The following is a 16,679-nucleotide window of genomic DNA, read 5'->3' as shown; positions in this document are numbered from 1 at the left end:
CATGAGCCGGCACGCGCGAACATACAAGCTAATGGCACCGTGGAAATGCCACGGCCCGATCACGCAAAGCCGTCAGACAGCCTGAATGGTCTGCTTGTTCTTCTGGCGGCGCTGGCTGGCAATACCCACTACGCCCAGCCCGGCGACGAACAACAGGGCCGCGCCGGGGACCGGCACAGAACTGACGTTGAGACGATAAAGGCTGACGCCGCTGGTTGCCGACGAATGTACCTGAAAAATATATTTTCCGCCCGCGAGGGTAAGCAGCGACGAATCGAACGATGAGGTGAAGCTGCCCGAGGGTGCTGCAAAATTGTAAACCAGGCCGCCGAGATGATTGGCGGCGGTCAGGCTGTAATTGTAAAGCCCCGCCGTCACGGTGCCCAGCGAATGCGTATCATCGCGGCGGATCAGAACGCCGCCGGCAGAGATCCCGCCGACATTGCCGATCACATCGAACGACGCGAACACCGAAAAGCCCGATCCGCCCGGATTTGCGTTGGAAGTGACGGCTTTGATGGAGCTGAACGTCGATCCCGTGGCGACAAAGTCGCCCTGGATCAATTGGCCCATATAGGGTGTAGCGAAACCCGTATTGTCCGCCGGCAACGGCGCCGCCGACAAGGGCGCGGCCAGAACGACCACAGCAGCAACACCAAGAACCCGCAAAAAGCTACGCATCAAACACCCCCGCGTTAGAACCATGACGCGCCTTCGAACAGGCACGCGCAGTTCCAGCCATCGACAAAAAATCCCCTCCGACCCTTATCGAATATTGCAGCTATATGGAATAATCCGGCGCTTTACAAGATTAACACCCGATGGCGGCCGCCCGATTCACCCCAAGCCCGCGTGCCACCGCGGGTTGTTTCGAATCGTTAACGATTTCAATACGAAGAAACGGATCTCGATAATTGCCGTGAATCGTGCGACAGCAATACCGATGTCCGATGCCCCGCCAAGCCAGATCCGCGGCTCGAATGACGACCGAGATGTCGCTATCGTTCTGATCGGTCGCAACGAGGGGGAGCGCCTCACCACGGCATTGGCGTCGCTGACCGATTATGAGCCCGTGATCTATGTCGATTCAGGATCGACCGACGGCAGTATCGGCCAGGCAAAGGCGGCTGGCGTCGACGTCTGCGCGCTCGATCCGGCCGGTGGTTATTCGGCCGCGCGCGCGCGCAACCGGGGGCTCGCGCGACTGGACGAGATTGAACCCGATATCGGTTATGTCCAGATGATCGACGGAGATTGCGAGCTGGCCGCGGGCTGGCTACCAACCGCACTCGCCGCGCTGCAGGCCGATCCGGGGCTGGCCGCGATATGCGGCCGGCGCCGCGAACGAGATCCCGGCAGGTCCGTGTACAACTGGCTGTGCGATGTCGAATGGGCCATCCCCGCAGGACCGGCCATGGCCTTTGGCGGCGATGTGCTGCTGCGGACCGACGCGGTTCGGGCCGCCGGCGGCTATCGGACAGATATGATCGCGGGCGAGGATCCCGACCTGTCGATCCGGCTGAGGGCGGCAGGCTGGCGCATCGCCTGCATCGATGTGGACATGACGATCCACGATGCCGCGATCCTGCACTTCGGCCAATGGTGGCGCCGCACCGCGCGTGCCGGCCACGCCTTTGCCGAACTGGTGACCCGCCATCCCGACGGCCGGCTGCACGATTATCATCGCAACTGCCGCCGCGCGATGATCTGGGGCGGCATGGTGCCGGCTCTCGCTGTGACTCTGCTGATCGAAACGATCATTACGCGCAGCATGCTGTATCCGATCATGCTCGGGTTGCTGGCTCTGTCGCTGCTCGGCCAGATCGTCCGCGTTGCCGTCCGCGAGGCGCGGACACGGACACGACGGCAGGCCGTGCAACTAAGCCTGTTCCTGATGATCGGAAAATATGCCGAGATGGCAGGAATGGCGCGCTTCTACTGGAACCGGCTGCGCGGCCGCCCGTCGGGGCTGATCGAATATAAGAAGGCCGGCGAAGTATGATCATGACCGGGATCGGCTGGGCCCTTCTGGCTCCTATTTTCGTCATGTCGGCGGTATTTGCGATCGAGACGGCATTGGGACTGTGGCCGCTGCGCGCCCGGCCGGCGGGTGCGGCGAGCCGCCAACCGCGCGTAGCCGTGATCGTACCGGCTCATGACGAGGAGACCGGTATCACGGCTACGATAGCGGCGCTGCTGGGCGATCTCCCGTCCGGGGGCCGCCTTCTCGTCGTCGCCGACAATTGCAGCGACCTGACCGCGGCCATGGCCCTGCGGGCGGGCGCGGACGTGATCGAGCGCCACGATCCCGGCGCGCGCGGCAAAGGCTACGCACTAGCATTCGCGCGCGATCATCTGTCCGCCGATCCGCCCGATGTCGCGATCGTGATCGATGCCGATTGCCGGATCTCGGCCGGCGGGCTTCGCCGACTGGCGGAGATCGCGCTGGCAGGCGACAGGCCGGTGCAGGCGAGTTACCTGATGACGCCACAGCCTGAAGCCGGGCCGATGGTCCAGCTTTCGGGCTTCGCCTTTCTCGTGAAAAACCTGATCCGCCAGCGCGGGCTCGCGCGCATTGGCGCACCGGCGATATTGACCGGATCGGGCATGGCCTTCCCCTGGCCGATATTTGCGCAGGCACCCCTGGCAACAAGTGACATCGTCGAGGATCTCAGGCTCGGCATCGCGCTCGCACGGCGGGGACAAAGCCCGCTATTCGTCGACGATGTGACGATCCTGTCGGACCCGAGCAGCGCCGGCGGAACATTGGCGCAACGCCGCCGCTGGGAGCATGGGTTTCTTGCCACGGCAGGGCATGCGGTGCCCCCGTTGCTGATGTCCGGGCAGTGGGGAACGACATGGCTGGGGCTCCACCTGCTCGTGCCACCGCTGGCGTTGCTGATGATGATCAATAGCCTGATCCTGTTCGTACTGGCCATCATCGTCGGACGCGGCGGGCCCATTCCGCCGCTTTTTGTACTGAGCGGGCTGCTAGCCATCACCTTGTTATTGGTCGGCGCAGTCTGGACTCATGCCCGCGACCAGATCCGGGCCGCGACGCTGTTGCGTGTCCCGCTCTACATGCTGTGGAAACTGCCTATATATCTCAGCGGTATCACCCGGCGCGAACGACACTGGATCCGAACAAGGCGCGACTGATTCTGGTTTTCGCCGCAGAAAGTGACGCTCGACCAGACACCAGCTCGCCGCCCCGGCCAGCAATGCACACAGCATCGACAACAGCACGAATGGCCAAAAGCCCAACTGGAATGTAGCGAGCAACATCTGCTGGATCACGAAGCCATAGAGGTAAGTACCATAAGAAAAATCGCCGAACCGAGCGGCGGCATGCAGCGCAATCTTCGGATGAAAGGCAAAAACAAAAATTCCATAAGCCAGCGTCGGCGGTGCGATCAGATGCGCCAGAATCAGACCCTGCAGATGATAGGGAGACCAGAAGGCGGCAAAACTGGCTATCAGCCCGACCATTAACAGCGGCGTCGATCGCGGGATCCGCTCGCGATAGAGGTAGATCAGCACACCGGCCAGAAAGTTGGGCAACACCCGGAACCATTGATAGGGCCAGCCGACCATATCCCTGACGAACTGAGATCCCCCGGGCTTGCGCCCCGTCGCATCGAGCCAGCACCAGGCGAACACGATCGCAACATATAGAATTAGGATCGCAGCCCGCCTCCTCAGCAACCCCGCCCAGCCGAGCAGAGCGATGCCGGCATAGCAGAGCACTTCATATTTTATGCTCCACAACGATCCGTTCACCGTCGAACTGAGGTTGTTCAGGAACAGATCATCGATTGGGAAGTGATTGGAGAAAAACAGATTCAGAGCGATCGTTCGCGCTACCTCGGATATATCCGGCGCGAACTGCCTGCCAACGATGAACAGCGGCGTCACAACGAAGGCGCAAATCGTTGTCGCGACCAGATAGCCGGGATAGACGCGCCGCATGCGCTTCGACGCATATTGACGCACCGAAGCCGATCGCTCGAAACTCCGCGAGACTAGAAAACCGCTGGCGATGAAAAAACTCCAGACGGCAATCCTACCGCTATTGTAAAAACCATTTGTTATCAACGACAACGTCTCGCGATCCTCGCTTCCCGAATAAAGTGCAAAGGCATGCGAATAGATGACGAGCAACGCCATCATCAATCGTATAAAATCGAAGTTGTTGCGCTGGAATTGCACGCCATCGGACGGAATCAGGCGCAGTTGGATGGCCGGCATCGCGTCACAGCACCTTTGTCACATGGTTCCTCGGTTCAGCTATGGCCTGCCGGTGGCTCAACTACCACCCCATAGAGTCTGTTTGGAAATGCGCCTTTGGTGCATTTGTGGTGCCGGCCCGCTCCCCCACCCGGATAGAAAGATCACACGGTGATCTATATGGACTTGGTGAGTATACCGTGCAAAATCCCCCGATGATCCGGCACGCCTCAGCAATTATCAAAGAACCGTATCTCCTCGTGGTGAATACTCCGCTATATCGGGTCGGCGAAACCTGGTGGGCAGATCCGCTTTGGCAAAAAGACCTTCTGCTTCACCTCGATGAGATAGACGATTTTACCGTATTCTGTCCTGTTCATGATGCGCCGCCGCCCAAAAATTGGGTCAAGTGCTTCCATCCGCGGCTGAAGATAATACCTGTATGGCCCCTTACGAGGGCCTCCGTCTTGTGCATTCCACTTCTTTTGTTGAAGATGGATCGCGCCATCAGAAAGGGCTTCATTGTCCACACTGGCATGGCGGGCTGGCCTTATGCGCTGGGATGGTTTGGCGTTCCGCTGGCGCGATTGCGCGGCCGAAACGTCCTGGTTAATATCGAATCGAGCTTCTGGCGAATAGCAAAGGGTGAGACCGCCTCCCTTCGGCGCAGGCTCTTTGCCCGGATCCGCGAAGCATATAGCCGCGCGTGCGTGAACGCCGCGGACGCCTCCTTCTTCACGACAGAAGCCTACCGAACGAGCCTCGCGACCAAACCGCGAGGACCGACGCATGTTTTGCACCCTAGCTGGGTCGACCTGGATCAAATCCTATCAGTGGGCGAAGCCGCGCAACGATGGTCGATGAAATCACGCCGCCTCCTGTTCGCCGGCAGGTTGACGGAGGAAAAGGGGATTCGCGTGCTCATCGCGGCTATCGAGAAATCGAATGCCGCGATCGACATTGTGGGCGTCGGCAAACTCACCGCAGAATGCAAGGCCGTTGCCGACCGGTTCGCCGATCGAGTTCGCTTGCTCGACCCTGTACCACATGGAGTACCCTTTTCTACGCTGCTGGATGGCTATCAAGCCGTTGTGATTCCTACGATCTCCGACGAGCAACCGCGAATCATTTTCGACGCTTTCGCCCGCGGTGTTCCCGTCATCGCAAGTGGAACATCCGGGCATAGCGAGTTTATCAGCCACATGGATAACGGGCTGATCGTCAAGCTGGGCGACGCCGCCGCTCTTGCTGCCACCATGGATTGGGCAACCTTCCACGGGGCCGAACTTCAGCGCATGGGTATGAAAGCTTTGGAGCCGATGAAATTGCGCACGCATCAGGCGATGCACCGCGAACGCGCCGAAGCGATCGTCAAATCATTCGGATTGGAGACTACCGCTTAGCACCGCCTTCCTCAGACTGGCACGGATCCCCTGCTCAGCTTGTGGCAACGGCCCTCTCCGGCCCTTCTTCGTACAATGCCGGGTGGAAATGCGTTGGGGCTGATCTATGTCAGGTCGGGTTAGCATCTTAGCCGCGATCGGCACGATGTGCAGAATAGCTGCCTACGTCCGTCGCCACCGGAGTATCTGCATGAGCCTGCTCACCCTTCGCGAACACCATGGCTATCTATGTTTCGACGAGGCGGAATGCCGTGCCGCCGGCAAGGCACTCGGCCCTGCCTATCGCGGCGCACCACCCTTTCCGCATATCATGATCGACGATTTCCTTGATGCCGACCTGCTTCGCAATGTGGCGCGTGCCTATCCGGATCGCACGAGCGGACGGTTCTTCGATCGCGATCAAGAACGGCTTAAATGCCAGTTCAAGCCTGGCGAGACCACAAGCGGGTTGGTGCGCAACATCCTGTCCGAACTCAACAGCCAGGCTTTCCTTGCCTTCCTGAGCGAACTGACGGGCATCAATGGCCTCATTCCCGATCCTTACCATGCCGGCGGTGGCCTGCACGAGACGTGCGCGGGCGGCCATTTGAGCATCCATGCCGATTTCAACGTCCACAGCCAGATGCATGTCGAGCGCCGGATCAACCTGCTGATCTACCTCAACGACGATTGGGTTCCGGCATTCGGCGGCGAGCTTGAACTATGGGATCCGTCAATGTCGAGAAAGGAACGCAGCATCGCGCCGATCCTCGGCCGGGCGGTGATCTTCAACACCGCGCTCGATAGCTATCATGGCCATCCGGAGCCGCTCGCTTGCCCGCCGGACCGCTCCCGTCGATCGATCGCGACTTATTATTATACCGCGATCCGTGAGCCGTCCGGCACGATTCCGATCCGGTCCACGAATTTTCGGCCACGGCCGAATTCAAAGGAACAGCGTGACTGGAAGATCGCGTATCAGCATTGGGTGAACGATTGGGTGCCGGCGAAGCTCCAACATTTTGCCCGCCGCCTCGGACCCAAATGAACCCGCAGCTACGCCCTCGAGATCAGCGCGCTTCAGCGCTGGCCAACACTTGCCGATAAAATGCCAGCGTAGCCTCGCCAATCACATCGGCGCCGTAATGATCCACGCAGCGCTGCCACGCAGCCGCGCCCACCATCGCGGCCTTCTGCCGATCGAACAGGACGGCGAGGATCGCCCGGGCCAGCGCATCATCATCCTCAGTCGGCACCAGCCACCCGCTCTCGCCATCGACGATCATCTCGCCACAGCCGAAGCTGTCGGCCGCGATCGCGGGGCTACCCAAAGCCATCGCCTCGGCGAGACTGTAGGGGAAGTTTTCGTAGCGTGAGGGGATGATTGCCAACGCGGCCCGAAGCCGTAGTCCGGCGATATCGGCTCGGGAAATGCGCCCGAGATATTCGATCCGCCCGCGCACGGACGGCGGGAGCCTCGCGGCACAATAATCCTCGAAGAACAGTCTGGCTGCGCCCGGCATCGCGATTCCGCCGTCCGGTCCGGCGACGACGAGCCGCGCCGAAGAGTGAATCTTCACCACCCGCGCAAAGGCGTCGAGCGCGATATCCGCGCCCTTCCGCCGGTCGATCCTGCCGACCCACAGGATCAGATCGGGGTCGCTGGCTTCGGCGCGCCACCGGTCTGCGGCAGCAGCGGGTACGATCGGATTGGGGATAGCAGCGACCTGACCCGCAATCGGATGGCGAGCACGCACCGCATCGAGCAACCGGGCGGAAGGCGAGGTGATCGCGCGCGCCGTCTCAATTGCCCGCCCTTCGGCGGCGATGCGTTGCAGCGTCTGCACGGTCTTCTCTGCACGCTCGCCTTCGGCCGGCGAAAGGAACCAGGGGCCGTGCAACCGCGTGACGACCGGCACGTCGACCGCGCGCGCGACCACCTCCGACCAGCCGAACGATTCCTCCATCTCGATCAGATCGATCGGATCGCGCCGGTGAAGCCGTGCAAAATTCCGGGCTATGCGCCGTCCGGCGCCCGGCCGATCGCCGGTGCCGCTATCGGCGCGGGCCGCCAGCCGAACCCGCATCCGCGCCACAATGCCATCGCCGTCCAGCGACACCGGTTCGTCATCCGTGCCATAAGCCACCCCATCCGCAACGATCGTCACACGGTGACCTTGCGCCATCAGCCAGGCGCGCATCACCGCGACATAGGTGACGACGCCGTTCGCTATGCTCTCCGGTGGCCATGCCGGGGCAAAATAAGCGATATGCAGCCCCGTGGTCTCCGGATCCGCCCGTATCACCACAGGAACGACAGCAGCGCGGTCATGACGAAACCGATCCCCATCCCCAGCACGGCCGCGCCGATCAGAATGCCTTCCTCGCGCGCATTGAAAATCCCAAAACGGTGAAGCTGCCACCAGTTATAGAGGTGCGGCGGCGCTTCAATCAGGCCGATCGCGGTCACCAGACCGAGGGGCCCGAAGCCCAGATAAGCGGGAACGCCGACGACGATCAGCCAGGTCAGCCGGAAGACATTCGCGGTAAACGTAACCTGAACATGTCCCATCGCGGTGAGCACCTCATTGGCGGCACGGTTGCCGAGTGCCATCAGCGACGCGGTCGCGAGCAGCGACAAATAGGGCGATGCCTCCACATAACGATCGTCGTACAGCACGCGGATGAGGATCGGAGCGCCGCCGATCAACCCGCCGACGGAGAAGTTGTAGATCAGCGACAGCGTACGCCGCCCGGCATAGTAGATTTGGGGCAGACGATCCGAGGTGTCCCGGAACATGCTCGCATAGCGTGGGTACAGTATCCGGCTTGCATAGTTGCCGGCAAAAACCAGCGGCACGCCGGCGAGCGTGGTGGCGATCATGTAAAGCCCAAAACGATCGAGGCTCAAGACACGGGCCAAGACAATTTTGTCGGTCTGCGCGATCAGCAGCGTCAGCAGGCTGGAGCCCATCACGAAGCGCGAAAATCGCCAGAAATCCTTTGACACCGCCCGATCGATGGCGATTCCGCTGCACGAATTCGGAAACAGGCTGTAGCTTAGAATCGTCCGCAGCGCCGCTGAGGCCGCCATCGCGATGATGATCGACCAGACATTGTGCAGTAGCGCGGCGGAAGTCATCGCGACGAGTGTCTGGAAGATCAGCACTCCCAGATCGAGATAACAGAGCTTGGCGACCTGATGAGTGCGCAGCGCAGTGATCAGCGACAATGATGCGAGGCCGTTGATCAGGAAGATTGTGGATGCCACCGCCAAAGGCAGCGCGAGTTCGGGCTTTGCCAGCAATTGGGCCAGCGGGAACGCCAACGCGGCCGAAATCAAAGCCAGCCCGGCCCCGCGTCCCGCGTGGATCGTCCAGATTACACGGAGGAAGCGCCGATCGTCGCCGTCGGGGTGGCGCACGACATAGGCCTGAAACCCGAGATCGGTCAGCATCGTGACGATGAAGAAGATCGTGTTGATGATACCAACCAGCCCGAAGATGTCGGGGGCGAGCAACCTCGTCATCGCCATCGTGCTGGCGATACGCACCAGATTCGAGACCAATGTAGTCCCGATCAGGACCATTGAGTCCCCGCCCCTCTGCGCCTTGATCCGGACGACCAATCTGGCCAACGGTGCAGGTGCGATCATCGATGGCGCCGCGTCATTACAACGGACGCCCCATACCCTTCGGAACGGGTTCGCGCCATTCCCCGGCCTCAGGCATCGCCACACCGGACGGGTTGGTCTGCGTCGAACGCACATCGGCCCTGCGGTCCCCCACTTCGGACGACATACCGGCTTTAACCGCATATCGTCGCTGACTGACGAGCGCCGCAGCGAACCCAATAAGCATCATGATAAAAGTGCTCGGCCGGCCGCCTAGCGAGGTGAAAGCGAGCATCTCCATCGGGGCCAATATCCCGGCAAAAATGAAGGCCATGACATCGATATCGGCCCCGCGCGGCGGCAGGCCACGCCGGATTTTCCACAAGGCCAGAGGCTGGCCGGCTAATCCCGCGACAAAGGGGATCAGCCCGACCACTCCAGTCACTAAGGCGACGTAGAGATAGGTGTTCACGAAATCGATGATGCCTTCTCCTTGCCGAAGATCTTCGAGGTTTGCCATGACCTCGGTTTCGGAGGCCCCCAGCACAGGCCGCTTGCGAATCTCCTCCAATCCCCGCCAGAAGAGATCCTTGCGATAATCTGCGGTACCGGCGGTTTCGGCCGATTTACCCAGCATGCTGCCCAACCTGCTTTCGGCAGGGACGACCAGCATTGCCAACGCAATGCCGATGGCCAGAAATGCCACGCCCCCAACGGCTGCCCACCGCCGCAGATAGATGTTCATCGCCGTCATCGCAAACAGCAGCCCGACCAGCGCACCGCGCGACTGCGGCAGGGCCAGGCCGAGGCCCAGCAAGCAAAGCACCCCGATATGTTGCCGCGATGAAGCGAAGGCGCGTCGCGAGCAGCGCGCCGCGAGGAAACATGGCACCAATATAAATGCCATTGATGTCGTTTCGATAGTGGTACCCGTTGTCCGCAGCCAGCCCGATCGTAGCTTCACCATTCCTTTAAAATCGACATCATAATGGGTGTAGAGTATCCGATACATCGGCCAGGTGCGCAACGCCTCGTAGCACATGATGGCGGAGATCATCACCGCCGCACATGCCATGTACAGCATCACCCGCTTCACATCGTCGATTGAGCGAACGCCACGGCTAGCGATATAATAAGGCAGGCCATAAGTGAGCAGCAGCTCCACATAGACCCGCAACAGGTTCGTGAGACTGCCGAAATTGCTGCGGCCGAACATGAGCACGAGCATGATCAGCAATACCGGAATGTCGCTCGCCGGGCGAATCCGGCTGTAGGCCGGAAATCGTGTCAGCATGGTCAGCAGTGCACCGAAACCGAGGCTGTCGTAGATCGTGCCGTAGAAAAAATATACCGGGCCGGCCATCAGCGGAGACCTGAAATCGGGCAGCAGCATGAGCGCGAACAGATAGATCGGAACGATCAGACTGCGCCGTGTCGCCAAAACCGGCACAATCAGGAAGTAAACGATGTGCAGCAGGAACAATTTGGGCAGAAAGAAGGCAATCGGCGGCATTGCGAGCGCCAAGGTGGCTGGCCCCGGCCCCATCTCGCGCCGTACCTCAGGCGACAAACTACCATAGAAGATAAGCATCCCCAGCCCGACCATGGCCTCGAGATGCGCGCACCAGATGAACATTCCGAACATCAGCGCCTGCCCAGAAACTCGCGTACAGCCTTCAGCTTCGGCGTTTCGTCGATCGGCTGACCCGCATATTCGCGCAGCCCCCACGCCCCGAAATGCGAAATCGGGCCGGTTGCCGCATAGAGGGTCATCACATCACCCACCTGGCTCCGCCAGCCGTTCAAATAGCGGACATAGAGGGCCCCCATCCGCGGATCGCGCTGGATCCGCTTCGCAAATTCGATATCCTTCGGTAGCAAATGCTGACCGCCTTCATAGGCGATATAGCGCTTACCATATTGGGCTGCGATCAGCCGGTTTTCGGCCGCGTAGCCGATCGCCTTGTCGACCCGCTCCCCCAGATCAGCGAAGAGCCGGTCCAGATCCCCAGACGCATAGCCATTCGCGTCCAACTGGACATAAGGCGCGGTCGCCAGCGCATCAACATAATGGGCGGTGTCTTTGAACCCCAGCACCTGGCGCGCGGTTTCTGTCCAGACATTTTGCGTCGAAACGACCCGGACCAGCCGGGTAGGGTTGTCGGCAAAGATCCGTGTCCAGATCGCCAGCGTATCGCGCGATTTCTCGGCATAGCGCTGCAGCATTGCATTTTGGGGATTGCCGCCGCCCAACTGTTCGGCCTGTCCTTCCTTCATGGCCTGCCGCCCGGCAGGGAAGCCCAGATTCCAAAGTTCGTTGCCCAGTTCGACATAAGCGGTCCGACCGGGCTTGAGATGATCGTGCACGTAGCGACCGAAATTTTCGACGTAGGTAGGATCGGCATTATATGGCAGCACGAACCAACCATCGACGCCGGCTTCGTTCACGAGTTCCACCTGATGCTCGACCGAAACGCCCTCCGGCTCGCCGCCCTGATAACCGCGATGGGGGGTGTTGCGGCGTGCCCAGTCTCCCCCTTGATTCGCATTGGCGGCGGACCAGTCGAGAAAGCGGACCAATGCGAACTGCCGAATATAGCTTATGAATTCCGGCGCGAAGAGCAGGTCCTTCGGCATATCCGGCTCGCGGCAATCGAGGTTGCGCAGCGGATCCTGCGGATCGGTCGCCTGCAACATTAGCCAGCCACCTGCATCGGGATTGGGGTTCGCCGTCACCGCCAAATCGAGTTCATGATCCCGACTTGCCTCGACACGAAAGACACCACCGGCACCGAGGGAACCCCTGCCCGCATAAGTGCACCGGATCCGGAGGTTGGTAAAGGGCGCGCCCGGACGTATCATCGGCCGTGCGGCGGACTCGCCTGGTCCGAGTGCCTTCACCCACCCCTCCCGATCCAGCATCGCCGGATCGATCCGCTTCCAACCGCCTTTCACCAACATCCATTCGGCGTGCGCAGCCAGATTGGCGTATATGCGCTGCCCCGAAGAGGTGGCGATGGTCGGCACGTTGACGCCGATGCGCATGGGCGGAGGCGGCGGAACGCTCCTGGCCGTCGGCGCCGTACTCCGTCCCTCCGCAGAGAGGCAGACGACACCCAGGATCACCATTCCGAGCGCACCGGCGAGCACAACCGCCACACCGAACAGCCGGACCCGAACGACACTCATCCACACACTCCCGCCCGTCAGCTCCGCCCGCATCTGATCAAGGACTTGTGCCAACATCCGTTCTCTTCGGCAATCGATCCTTGCTTCACGAGCCCGGGAGGATATTCGGACACGATCCCGGGTGGATCGGATCCATCCCCAAGGATTCCCTTGATACTGGCCGCAAGAATAGCCAAATGGCACCCATGCTCATCGAAACCGAAAACACGCCCAATCCCGCGACCCTGAAGTTCGCGCCCGGCCGCACCGTGATGGCGGCGGGAACCCGCGACTTTGCGGACCATGAGGAGGCGGAGGCATCGCCGCTCGCGGCGGCGCTGTTCGCGCTCGGCGATGTCGATGGCGTATTCTTCGGCCGCGATTTCATATCGGTCACCGCCGGCGAAGGCGTCGACTGGTCCGGGCTGAAACCGCAGGTGCTCGGCGTTCTGCTCGATCATTTCGTATCCGATGCACCTTTGTTCCGGGCCGGCAGCGCCAGCGGCATCGCCGTCCAGTCCGACGAAACGTTCGGCAACAATCCCGATGACGCCGACATCATCGATCAGATCAAGGATCTGATCGAAACGCGCGTACGTCCCGCCGTTGCCAAGGATGGGGGCGATATCGTGTTCCGCGGCTTCGATCGCGGCACCGTATTTCTGGCCATGCATGGCGCCTGCGCCGGCTGCCCTTCATCGACGGCGACGCTCAAGCAGGGCATCGAGACCCTGCTGAAGCATTATGTGCCCGAAGTGATCGAAGTCCGGGCCGCCTGAGCGGCCTCACATTCGCGAATATTGCTGGGGGGTTCTGCATGGCGGGCATATTTTCCGATGACGTGCTCGATGCGCTGTTTCGCAAGGCGCGCAGCTATAACGGCTATACCGACCAACCCGTGACCGAGGCCCAGCTTCACCAGATCTGGGATCTGATGAAATTTGGCCCGACGGCCGCAAATCTGATGCCGGCGCGCCTCATCTGGTGCGTGAGCCAGGCGGAAAAGGACAAGCTTGCCGCTTTGTCCTCCGGCACCAACGCCGCAAAGATCCGGAAGGCGCCGGCCACCGTGATCATCGCGATGGACATGGAATTTTACGAAAAGGGCCCGATGTTGTTCCCGCATGCGGACGTTCGCCCCTGGTTCGCCGGCAACGACAAAGCCATCGCCGGCAGCGCCTTTCGCAACAGCAGCCTGCAGGGCGCCTATTTCATCATGGCCGCGCGTGCGATCGGCCTCGATACCGGCCCGATGTCGGGTTTCGACAATGATGCTGTCGATGCGGCCTTCCTCGCCGGCACGAACTACAAGTCGAATTTCATTTCAACACTGGGATATGGCGACCCGTCGACGGTCTTCGACCGGCTTCCGCGGCCGGAGTTCGCGGAGTTCAACAAGATCGTCTGATGTCGAGCTGCCTCGTTATCGATACGGCCACAGCCGCTTGCTCGGTGGCTCTGTTCGACGGAGCCCGCCTCATCGCCGGTCGCCATGATGTCGTCGGCCGGGGCCATTCCGAACAGCTGATGCCGATGATCGCTGGGCTTCCCGGCGGCGGGCGAGCCGATCGCATCCTCGTCGATTGCGGACCGGGCAGCTTCACCGGCGTGCGCGTCGGCATCGCTGCCGCCCGGGCGCTGGCTTTCGGATGGGGGGTGCCGGTGCACGGCTATTCATCGATGAGCCTGATCGCCGCGATGGCAGCACCAATGAACGGGGAGACGATCGCCGTAGCGGTCATCGGCGGCCATGGCGAAATTTTCGTGCAGCGCTTTTCGGCTGATCCGGTCGCGCCGCTGAACGATCTCGCATCGCTGACGCCCGCCGAGGCCGCATCGCAAATTCGTGAGAGAAGGATCCACGGATCGGGCGCCCATATGCTCACGGGCGCGCGGATGTGGGGCGATGCGGATGATGTGCTGCCGAATGCCGCCAACGCCATGATGATGCCGCCGTCCTGCGCCGATCTGCCACCCCAGCCGATCTACGGGCGCGGTGCCGATGCAAAGCCGATCGCCACATGACCGATCGCATCGATATTCGCGAAGCGGGCGCCGAGGCGCTCGACGAAATGATGCTGACGATGAACGACGCGTTCGACCCCGGTTTCGGCGAGGCCTGGACCGCGTCGCAAAGCCTGTCGATGCTCAGCCTGCCTGGCGTGTGGCTCAGCCTTGCCCGGTACGACGGAGAAGCTGCGGGCTTCGCCCTCAATCGCATCGCGGTCGATGAAGTCGAGCTGCTGCTGCTGGCCGTCCGCCCTGCGCACCGTAGGTTGGGAATAGGTCTGCGTTTGATTGAGCAAACAAGCCGCATCGCCCGGGAACAGCAAGCCAGCAAAATTCATCTTGAAGTACGGCATAATAACCCCGCCTTGCAGTTATATGTAAATGCTGGGTTCATGTTGATCGGTAGACGTTCAGGTTACTATCGGGGGCGAGACGGCGCAGTCTACGACGCCCTCACATTATCTTGTGCACTCTGACGCAGTTCCCCGTCACTTGTAGCAAACAGCATTGCAATATAGCGCGAAAAAGCGCAGAGTGTAGCGGTGGCTTTTTGGGGGAGAGCCTGAAACTTGACTAGCATGCTTATTGAAAGACACTTCACATGACCGATATCAATGACTTGCCGGACACGCTGATCGCCCTCACTGCCGATATCGTATCCGCTCATGTCAGCAACAACAGCGTTGCTGTTTCTGATCTTCCCCTGCTGATCCAGAATGTCCACAACGCCCTGTCGACACTCGGCGACGAGCTGGTTGAACCCGAAGTAAAGCAGGAGCCCGCCGTCTCGGTCCGTGCTTCGATTCGCCCCGATTATATCGTGTGCCTGGAAGACGGGAAAAAGCTGAAGATGCTCAAGCGTCACCTGATGACGCATTATCAGCTCACCCCTGATCAATATCGGGCGAAATGGAACCTGGCGGCGGACTATCCGATGGTTGCGCCAAACTATGCCGAGCAACGCCGTTCGCTCGCCAAGAAGATCGGGCTGGGCACGAAGCGCGGCCCACGCTCCTAGAAAAGAGGCGGGGTCGGAGAATATCCGTCCCCGCCCGCCTTCCTTTGACGGCAAAAATTCTTTAGGCCTCATGCGACGCTGATCCGGCTATCGCATGACAAGGCTGCCATGAACCGTAAGATCGATATCGAGACGCTGTGCGCGGAGAAGGGGCTGCGGATCACGGAGCAGCGTCGCGTGATCGCCCGCGTCCTCTCCGCCGCCGAGGATCATCCCGATGTCGAAGTGCTGCATCAGCGGTCGTCGGCCATCGACCCGGGCATTTCGATCGCCACCGTCTATCGCACCGTCCGGCTGTTCGAAGAAGCCGGCATCCTGGAACGCCATGATTTCGGCGACGGTCGCGCGCGCTATGAGGCCGCCGCCGAAACCCATCATGATCACCTGATCGATGTCGAGACGGGCAATGTCATGGAGTTCGTCGATCCCGAACTGGAGGAATTGCAGCGGCGGATCGCCGAGCGGCTGGGCTTTCGCCTGGTCGATCATCGCATGGAGTTGTACGGCGTCTCGCTGAGCCGCAAGCAATAGGTCGACATGCGGCGACTGCGGTTTATCACGCGGGCGACCTGCGGCGTCGCGATCCTGGGCTTCTGTTTCGCGGGCCATGGCACCGCCCGGCTGCTCCGCCGCCACAGCCCCTGGCCGCGCTTCTTCCTCCGGCATTTCGGCCGCGCGATGGGCCTGGATGTGCAAGTGGTGGGCCGGCCTGTCGCGGCCAATGTGCTCTATGTCGCCAATCACCTGAGCTGGCTCGACATATTGGCGCTCGGCGGGGCGACGGGCGCGGGGTTCATCGCCAAGAGCGACATCGCGGGCTGGCCGCTTGTGGGCATGATCGCGCGGATCGGCGGCACGATTTTCGTCGACCGCGAAAGCCGGCGCGCCGCGCGCGGCCAGGCGGATCAGATCGGCGAGGCGCTGATCGTGGGAAAACCGATCACCCTGTTCCCCGAGGGCACCACCAATGACGGGCGCGCGCTTTTCCCGTTCCGGCCGGCATTATTCGCATCGGTAGCGCCACCGCCGGCGGACATCGCCGTTCAGCCGGTTGCGATCGATTATGGGCCGGTTGCCGCCGAGATCGCCTGGAGCGGCGACGAACCGCTCGGCCCCAATGCCGCGAAGGTGCTGGGCCGGCGCGGCCGGCTGACGGTTCGGCTCCACTTCCTGCCGCCTTTGCCCCCGTCCACCGATCGCAAACAACTGGCCGCGCACGCACAGGCCGCGATCGAACAGGCGCTCACCGCTTCCGCTTGAG

General features: G+C 61.3%; 16 protein-coding genes and 1 pseudogene. 11 read left to right on the top strand and 6 right to left on the bottom strand.

All coding sequences use genetic code 11. From position 1 onward, the window contains the following. Nucleotides 1–72 precede the first annotated feature (72 nt). A complete protein-coding gene (locus BLS13_RS15495) occupies nt 73–681 on the bottom strand; it encodes a hypothetical protein (RefSeq protein ID WP_143011974.1) in 609 nt (202 codons plus the stop codon). Nucleotides 682–943: 262 nt separating this feature from the next. Between BLS13_RS15495 and BLS13_RS15490 the strand changes: the two genes are divergently transcribed. Then, nucleotides 944–2,002: a glycosyltransferase family 2 protein gene (locus tag BLS13_RS15490; protein WP_093453531.1), complete on the top strand. Its 1,059-nt coding sequence runs from the start codon at nt 944–946 to the stop codon at nt 2,000–2,002. Between the two features lie 2 nt (nt 2,003–2,004). Then, nucleotides 2,005–3,159, top strand: a complete 1,155-nt coding sequence (locus BLS13_RS15485) for a glycosyltransferase family 2 protein (RefSeq protein WP_093453530.1) — start codon at nt 2,005–2,007, stop codon at nt 3,157–3,159. A gap of 63 nt (nt 3,160–3,222) precedes the next feature. Here BLS13_RS15485 and BLS13_RS15480 read toward each other — a convergent pair. Then, nucleotides 3,223–4,248: pseudogene (locus BLS13_RS15480) on the bottom strand (acyltransferase family protein); the annotation flags it as partial. 194 nt (nt 4,249–4,442) lie between these two features. On the opposite strand from BLS13_RS15480, the gene BLS13_RS15475 reads away from it, so the two are divergent. Both BLS13_RS15475 and BLS13_RS15470 read left to right on the top strand, forming a co-directional pair. Further along, entirely contained in the window at nt 4,443–5,630 is a 1,188-nt protein-coding gene (locus BLS13_RS15475; RefSeq protein WP_176943615.1) for a glycosyltransferase family 4 protein, read from the top strand. A 190-nt stretch (nt 5,631–5,820) separates the two neighbouring features. Continuing rightward, nucleotides 5,821–6,657, top strand: a complete 837-nt coding sequence (locus tag BLS13_RS15470; protein ID WP_093453464.1) for a 2OG-Fe(II) oxygenase — start codon at nt 5,821–5,823, stop codon at nt 6,655–6,657. Nucleotides 6,658–6,679: 22 nt separating this feature from the next. Here BLS13_RS15470 and BLS13_RS15465 read toward each other — a convergent pair whose 3' ends face one another. From BLS13_RS15465 to BLS13_RS15450, 4 genes are read right to left on the bottom strand one after another with little or no spacing between them, the layout of a single operon-like run. Further along, the gene (locus BLS13_RS15465) at nt 6,680–7,918 is read right to left on the bottom strand and encodes a glycosyltransferase family 4 protein (RefSeq protein WP_093453462.1); all 1,239 of its coding nucleotides are present in this window, start codon (nt 7,916–7,918) and stop codon (nt 6,680–6,682) included. Further along, nucleotides 7,912–9,264, bottom strand: a complete 1,353-nt coding sequence (locus BLS13_RS15460) for an oligosaccharide flippase family protein (protein WP_176943614.1) — start codon at nt 9,262–9,264, stop codon at nt 7,912–7,914. The genes BLS13_RS15465 and BLS13_RS15460 overlap by 7 nt, the downstream gene beginning before the upstream one ends. Nucleotides 9,265–9,280: 16 nt before the next feature. Next, nucleotides 9,281–10,867 carry an O-antigen ligase family protein gene (locus BLS13_RS15455; protein WP_093453528.1) on the bottom strand — a complete coding sequence of 529 codons (1,587 nt, stop codon included), beginning with the start codon at nt 10,865–10,867 and terminating at the stop codon, nt 9,281–9,283. Beyond that, complete coding sequence (locus BLS13_RS15450; RefSeq protein WP_256325914.1) at nt 10,867–12,468, bottom strand: hypothetical protein; 1,602 nt, start codon at nt 12,466–12,468, stop codon at nt 10,867–10,869. Before BLS13_RS15450 ends, BLS13_RS15455 begins: the two co-directional genes overlap by 1 nt. A gap of 128 nt (nt 12,469–12,596) precedes the next feature. Between BLS13_RS15450 and BLS13_RS15445 the strand changes: the two genes are divergently transcribed. The 7 genes from BLS13_RS15445 to BLS13_RS15415 all read left to right on the top strand — a co-directional run bounded on the left by BLS13_RS15445 (nt 12,597) and on the right by BLS13_RS15415 (nt 16,678). Beyond that, nucleotides 12,597–13,169, top strand: coding sequence for a NifU family protein (locus BLS13_RS15445; RefSeq protein ID WP_093453526.1), 573 nt, complete (start codon nt 12,597–12,599; stop codon nt 13,167–13,169). A 38-nt stretch (nt 13,170–13,207) separates the two neighbouring features. After that, nucleotides 13,208–13,798, top strand: coding sequence for a malonic semialdehyde reductase (locus BLS13_RS15440; RefSeq protein WP_093453459.1), 591 nt, complete (start codon nt 13,208–13,210; stop codon nt 13,796–13,798). Continuing rightward, nucleotides 13,798–14,415: a tRNA (adenosine(37)-N6)-threonylcarbamoyltransferase complex dimerization subunit type 1 TsaB gene (gene tsaB, locus BLS13_RS15435; protein WP_176943613.1), complete on the top strand. Its 618-nt coding sequence runs from the start codon at nt 13,798–13,800 to the stop codon at nt 14,413–14,415. The genes BLS13_RS15440 and tsaB overlap by 1 nt, the downstream gene beginning before the upstream one ends. Beyond that, nucleotides 14,412–14,876, top strand: a complete 465-nt coding sequence (locus BLS13_RS15430; RefSeq protein ID WP_093453456.1) for a GNAT family N-acetyltransferase — start codon at nt 14,412–14,414, stop codon at nt 14,874–14,876. The genes tsaB and BLS13_RS15430 overlap by 4 nt, the downstream gene beginning before the upstream one ends. 125 nt (nt 14,877–15,001) lie before the next feature. After that, entirely contained in the window at nt 15,002–15,418 is a 417-nt protein-coding gene (locus tag BLS13_RS15425; protein WP_093453454.1) for a Ros/MucR family transcriptional regulator, read from the top strand. Between the two features lie 108 nt (nt 15,419–15,526). Then, a complete protein-coding gene (locus tag BLS13_RS15420) occupies nt 15,527–15,949 on the top strand; it encodes a Fur family transcriptional regulator (protein WP_093453452.1) in 423 nt (140 codons plus the stop codon). Nucleotides 15,950–15,955: 6 nt separating this feature from the next. Beyond that, a complete protein-coding gene (locus BLS13_RS15415) occupies nt 15,956–16,678 on the top strand; it encodes a lysophospholipid acyltransferase family protein (protein ID WP_093453451.1) in 723 nt (240 codons plus the stop codon). Nucleotide 16,679: the final 1 nt, after the last annotated feature.

The organism is Sphingomonas sp. YR710 (assembly GCF_900101455.1).
In the GTDB taxonomy this organism is placed as follows: Bacteria; Pseudomonadota; Alphaproteobacteria; order Sphingomonadales; family Sphingomonadaceae; genus Rhizorhabdus.
The sequence above is the reverse complement of the archived record's forward strand: the minus strand, read 5'-3'. Positions and strand labels throughout refer to the sequence as shown.

Excerpts from the sequence above, each read along its gene's own strand:
- BLS13_RS15425 (WP_093453454.1), top strand. The coding sequence starts at position 15,002 with ATGACCGATATCAATGACTTGCCGGACACGCTGATCGCCCTCACTGCC.
- BLS13_RS15460 (WP_176943614.1), bottom strand. The coding sequence starts at position 9,264 with ATGATCGCACCTGCACCGTTGGCCAGATTGGTCGTCCGGATCAAGGCG.
- tsaB (WP_176943613.1), top strand. The coding sequence starts at position 13,798 with ATGTCGAGCTGCCTCGTTATCGATACGGCCACAGCCGCTTGCTCGGTG.
- BLS13_RS15495 (WP_143011974.1), bottom strand. The coding sequence starts at position 681 with ATGCGTAGCTTTTTGCGGGTTCTTGGTGTTGCTGCTGTGGTCGTTCTG.
- BLS13_RS15415 (WP_093453451.1), top strand. The coding sequence starts at position 15,956 with ATGCGGCGACTGCGGTTTATCACGCGGGCGACCTGCGGCGTCGCGATC.
- BLS13_RS15420 (WP_093453452.1), top strand. The coding sequence starts at position 15,527 with ATGAACCGTAAGATCGATATCGAGACGCTGTGCGCGGAGAAGGGGCTG.
- BLS13_RS15440 (WP_093453459.1), top strand. The coding sequence starts at position 13,208 with ATGGCGGGCATATTTTCCGATGACGTGCTCGATGCGCTGTTTCGCAAG.
- BLS13_RS15475 (WP_176943615.1), top strand. The coding sequence starts at position 4,443 with ATGATCCGGCACGCCTCAGCAATTATCAAAGAACCGTATCTCCTCGTG.
- BLS13_RS15470 (WP_093453464.1), top strand. The coding sequence starts at position 5,821 with ATGAGCCTGCTCACCCTTCGCGAACACCATGGCTATCTATGTTTCGAC.
- BLS13_RS15455 (WP_093453528.1), bottom strand. The coding sequence starts at position 10,867 with ATGTTCGGAATGTTCATCTGGTGCGCGCATCTCGAGGCCATGGTCGGG.
- BLS13_RS15445 (WP_093453526.1), top strand. The coding sequence starts at position 12,597 with ATGCTCATCGAAACCGAAAACACGCCCAATCCCGCGACCCTGAAGTTC.
- BLS13_RS15485 (WP_093453530.1), top strand. The coding sequence starts at position 2,005 with ATGACCGGGATCGGCTGGGCCCTTCTGGCTCCTATTTTCGTCATGTCG.
- BLS13_RS15430 (WP_093453456.1), top strand. The coding sequence starts at position 14,412 with ATGACCGATCGCATCGATATTCGCGAAGCGGGCGCCGAGGCGCTCGAC.
- BLS13_RS15450 (WP_256325914.1), bottom strand. The coding sequence starts at position 12,468 with ATGTTGGCACAAGTCCTTGATCAGATGCGGGCGGAGCTGACGGGCGGG.
- BLS13_RS15490 (WP_093453531.1), top strand. The coding sequence starts at position 944 with ATGTCCGATGCCCCGCCAAGCCAGATCCGCGGCTCGAATGACGACCGA.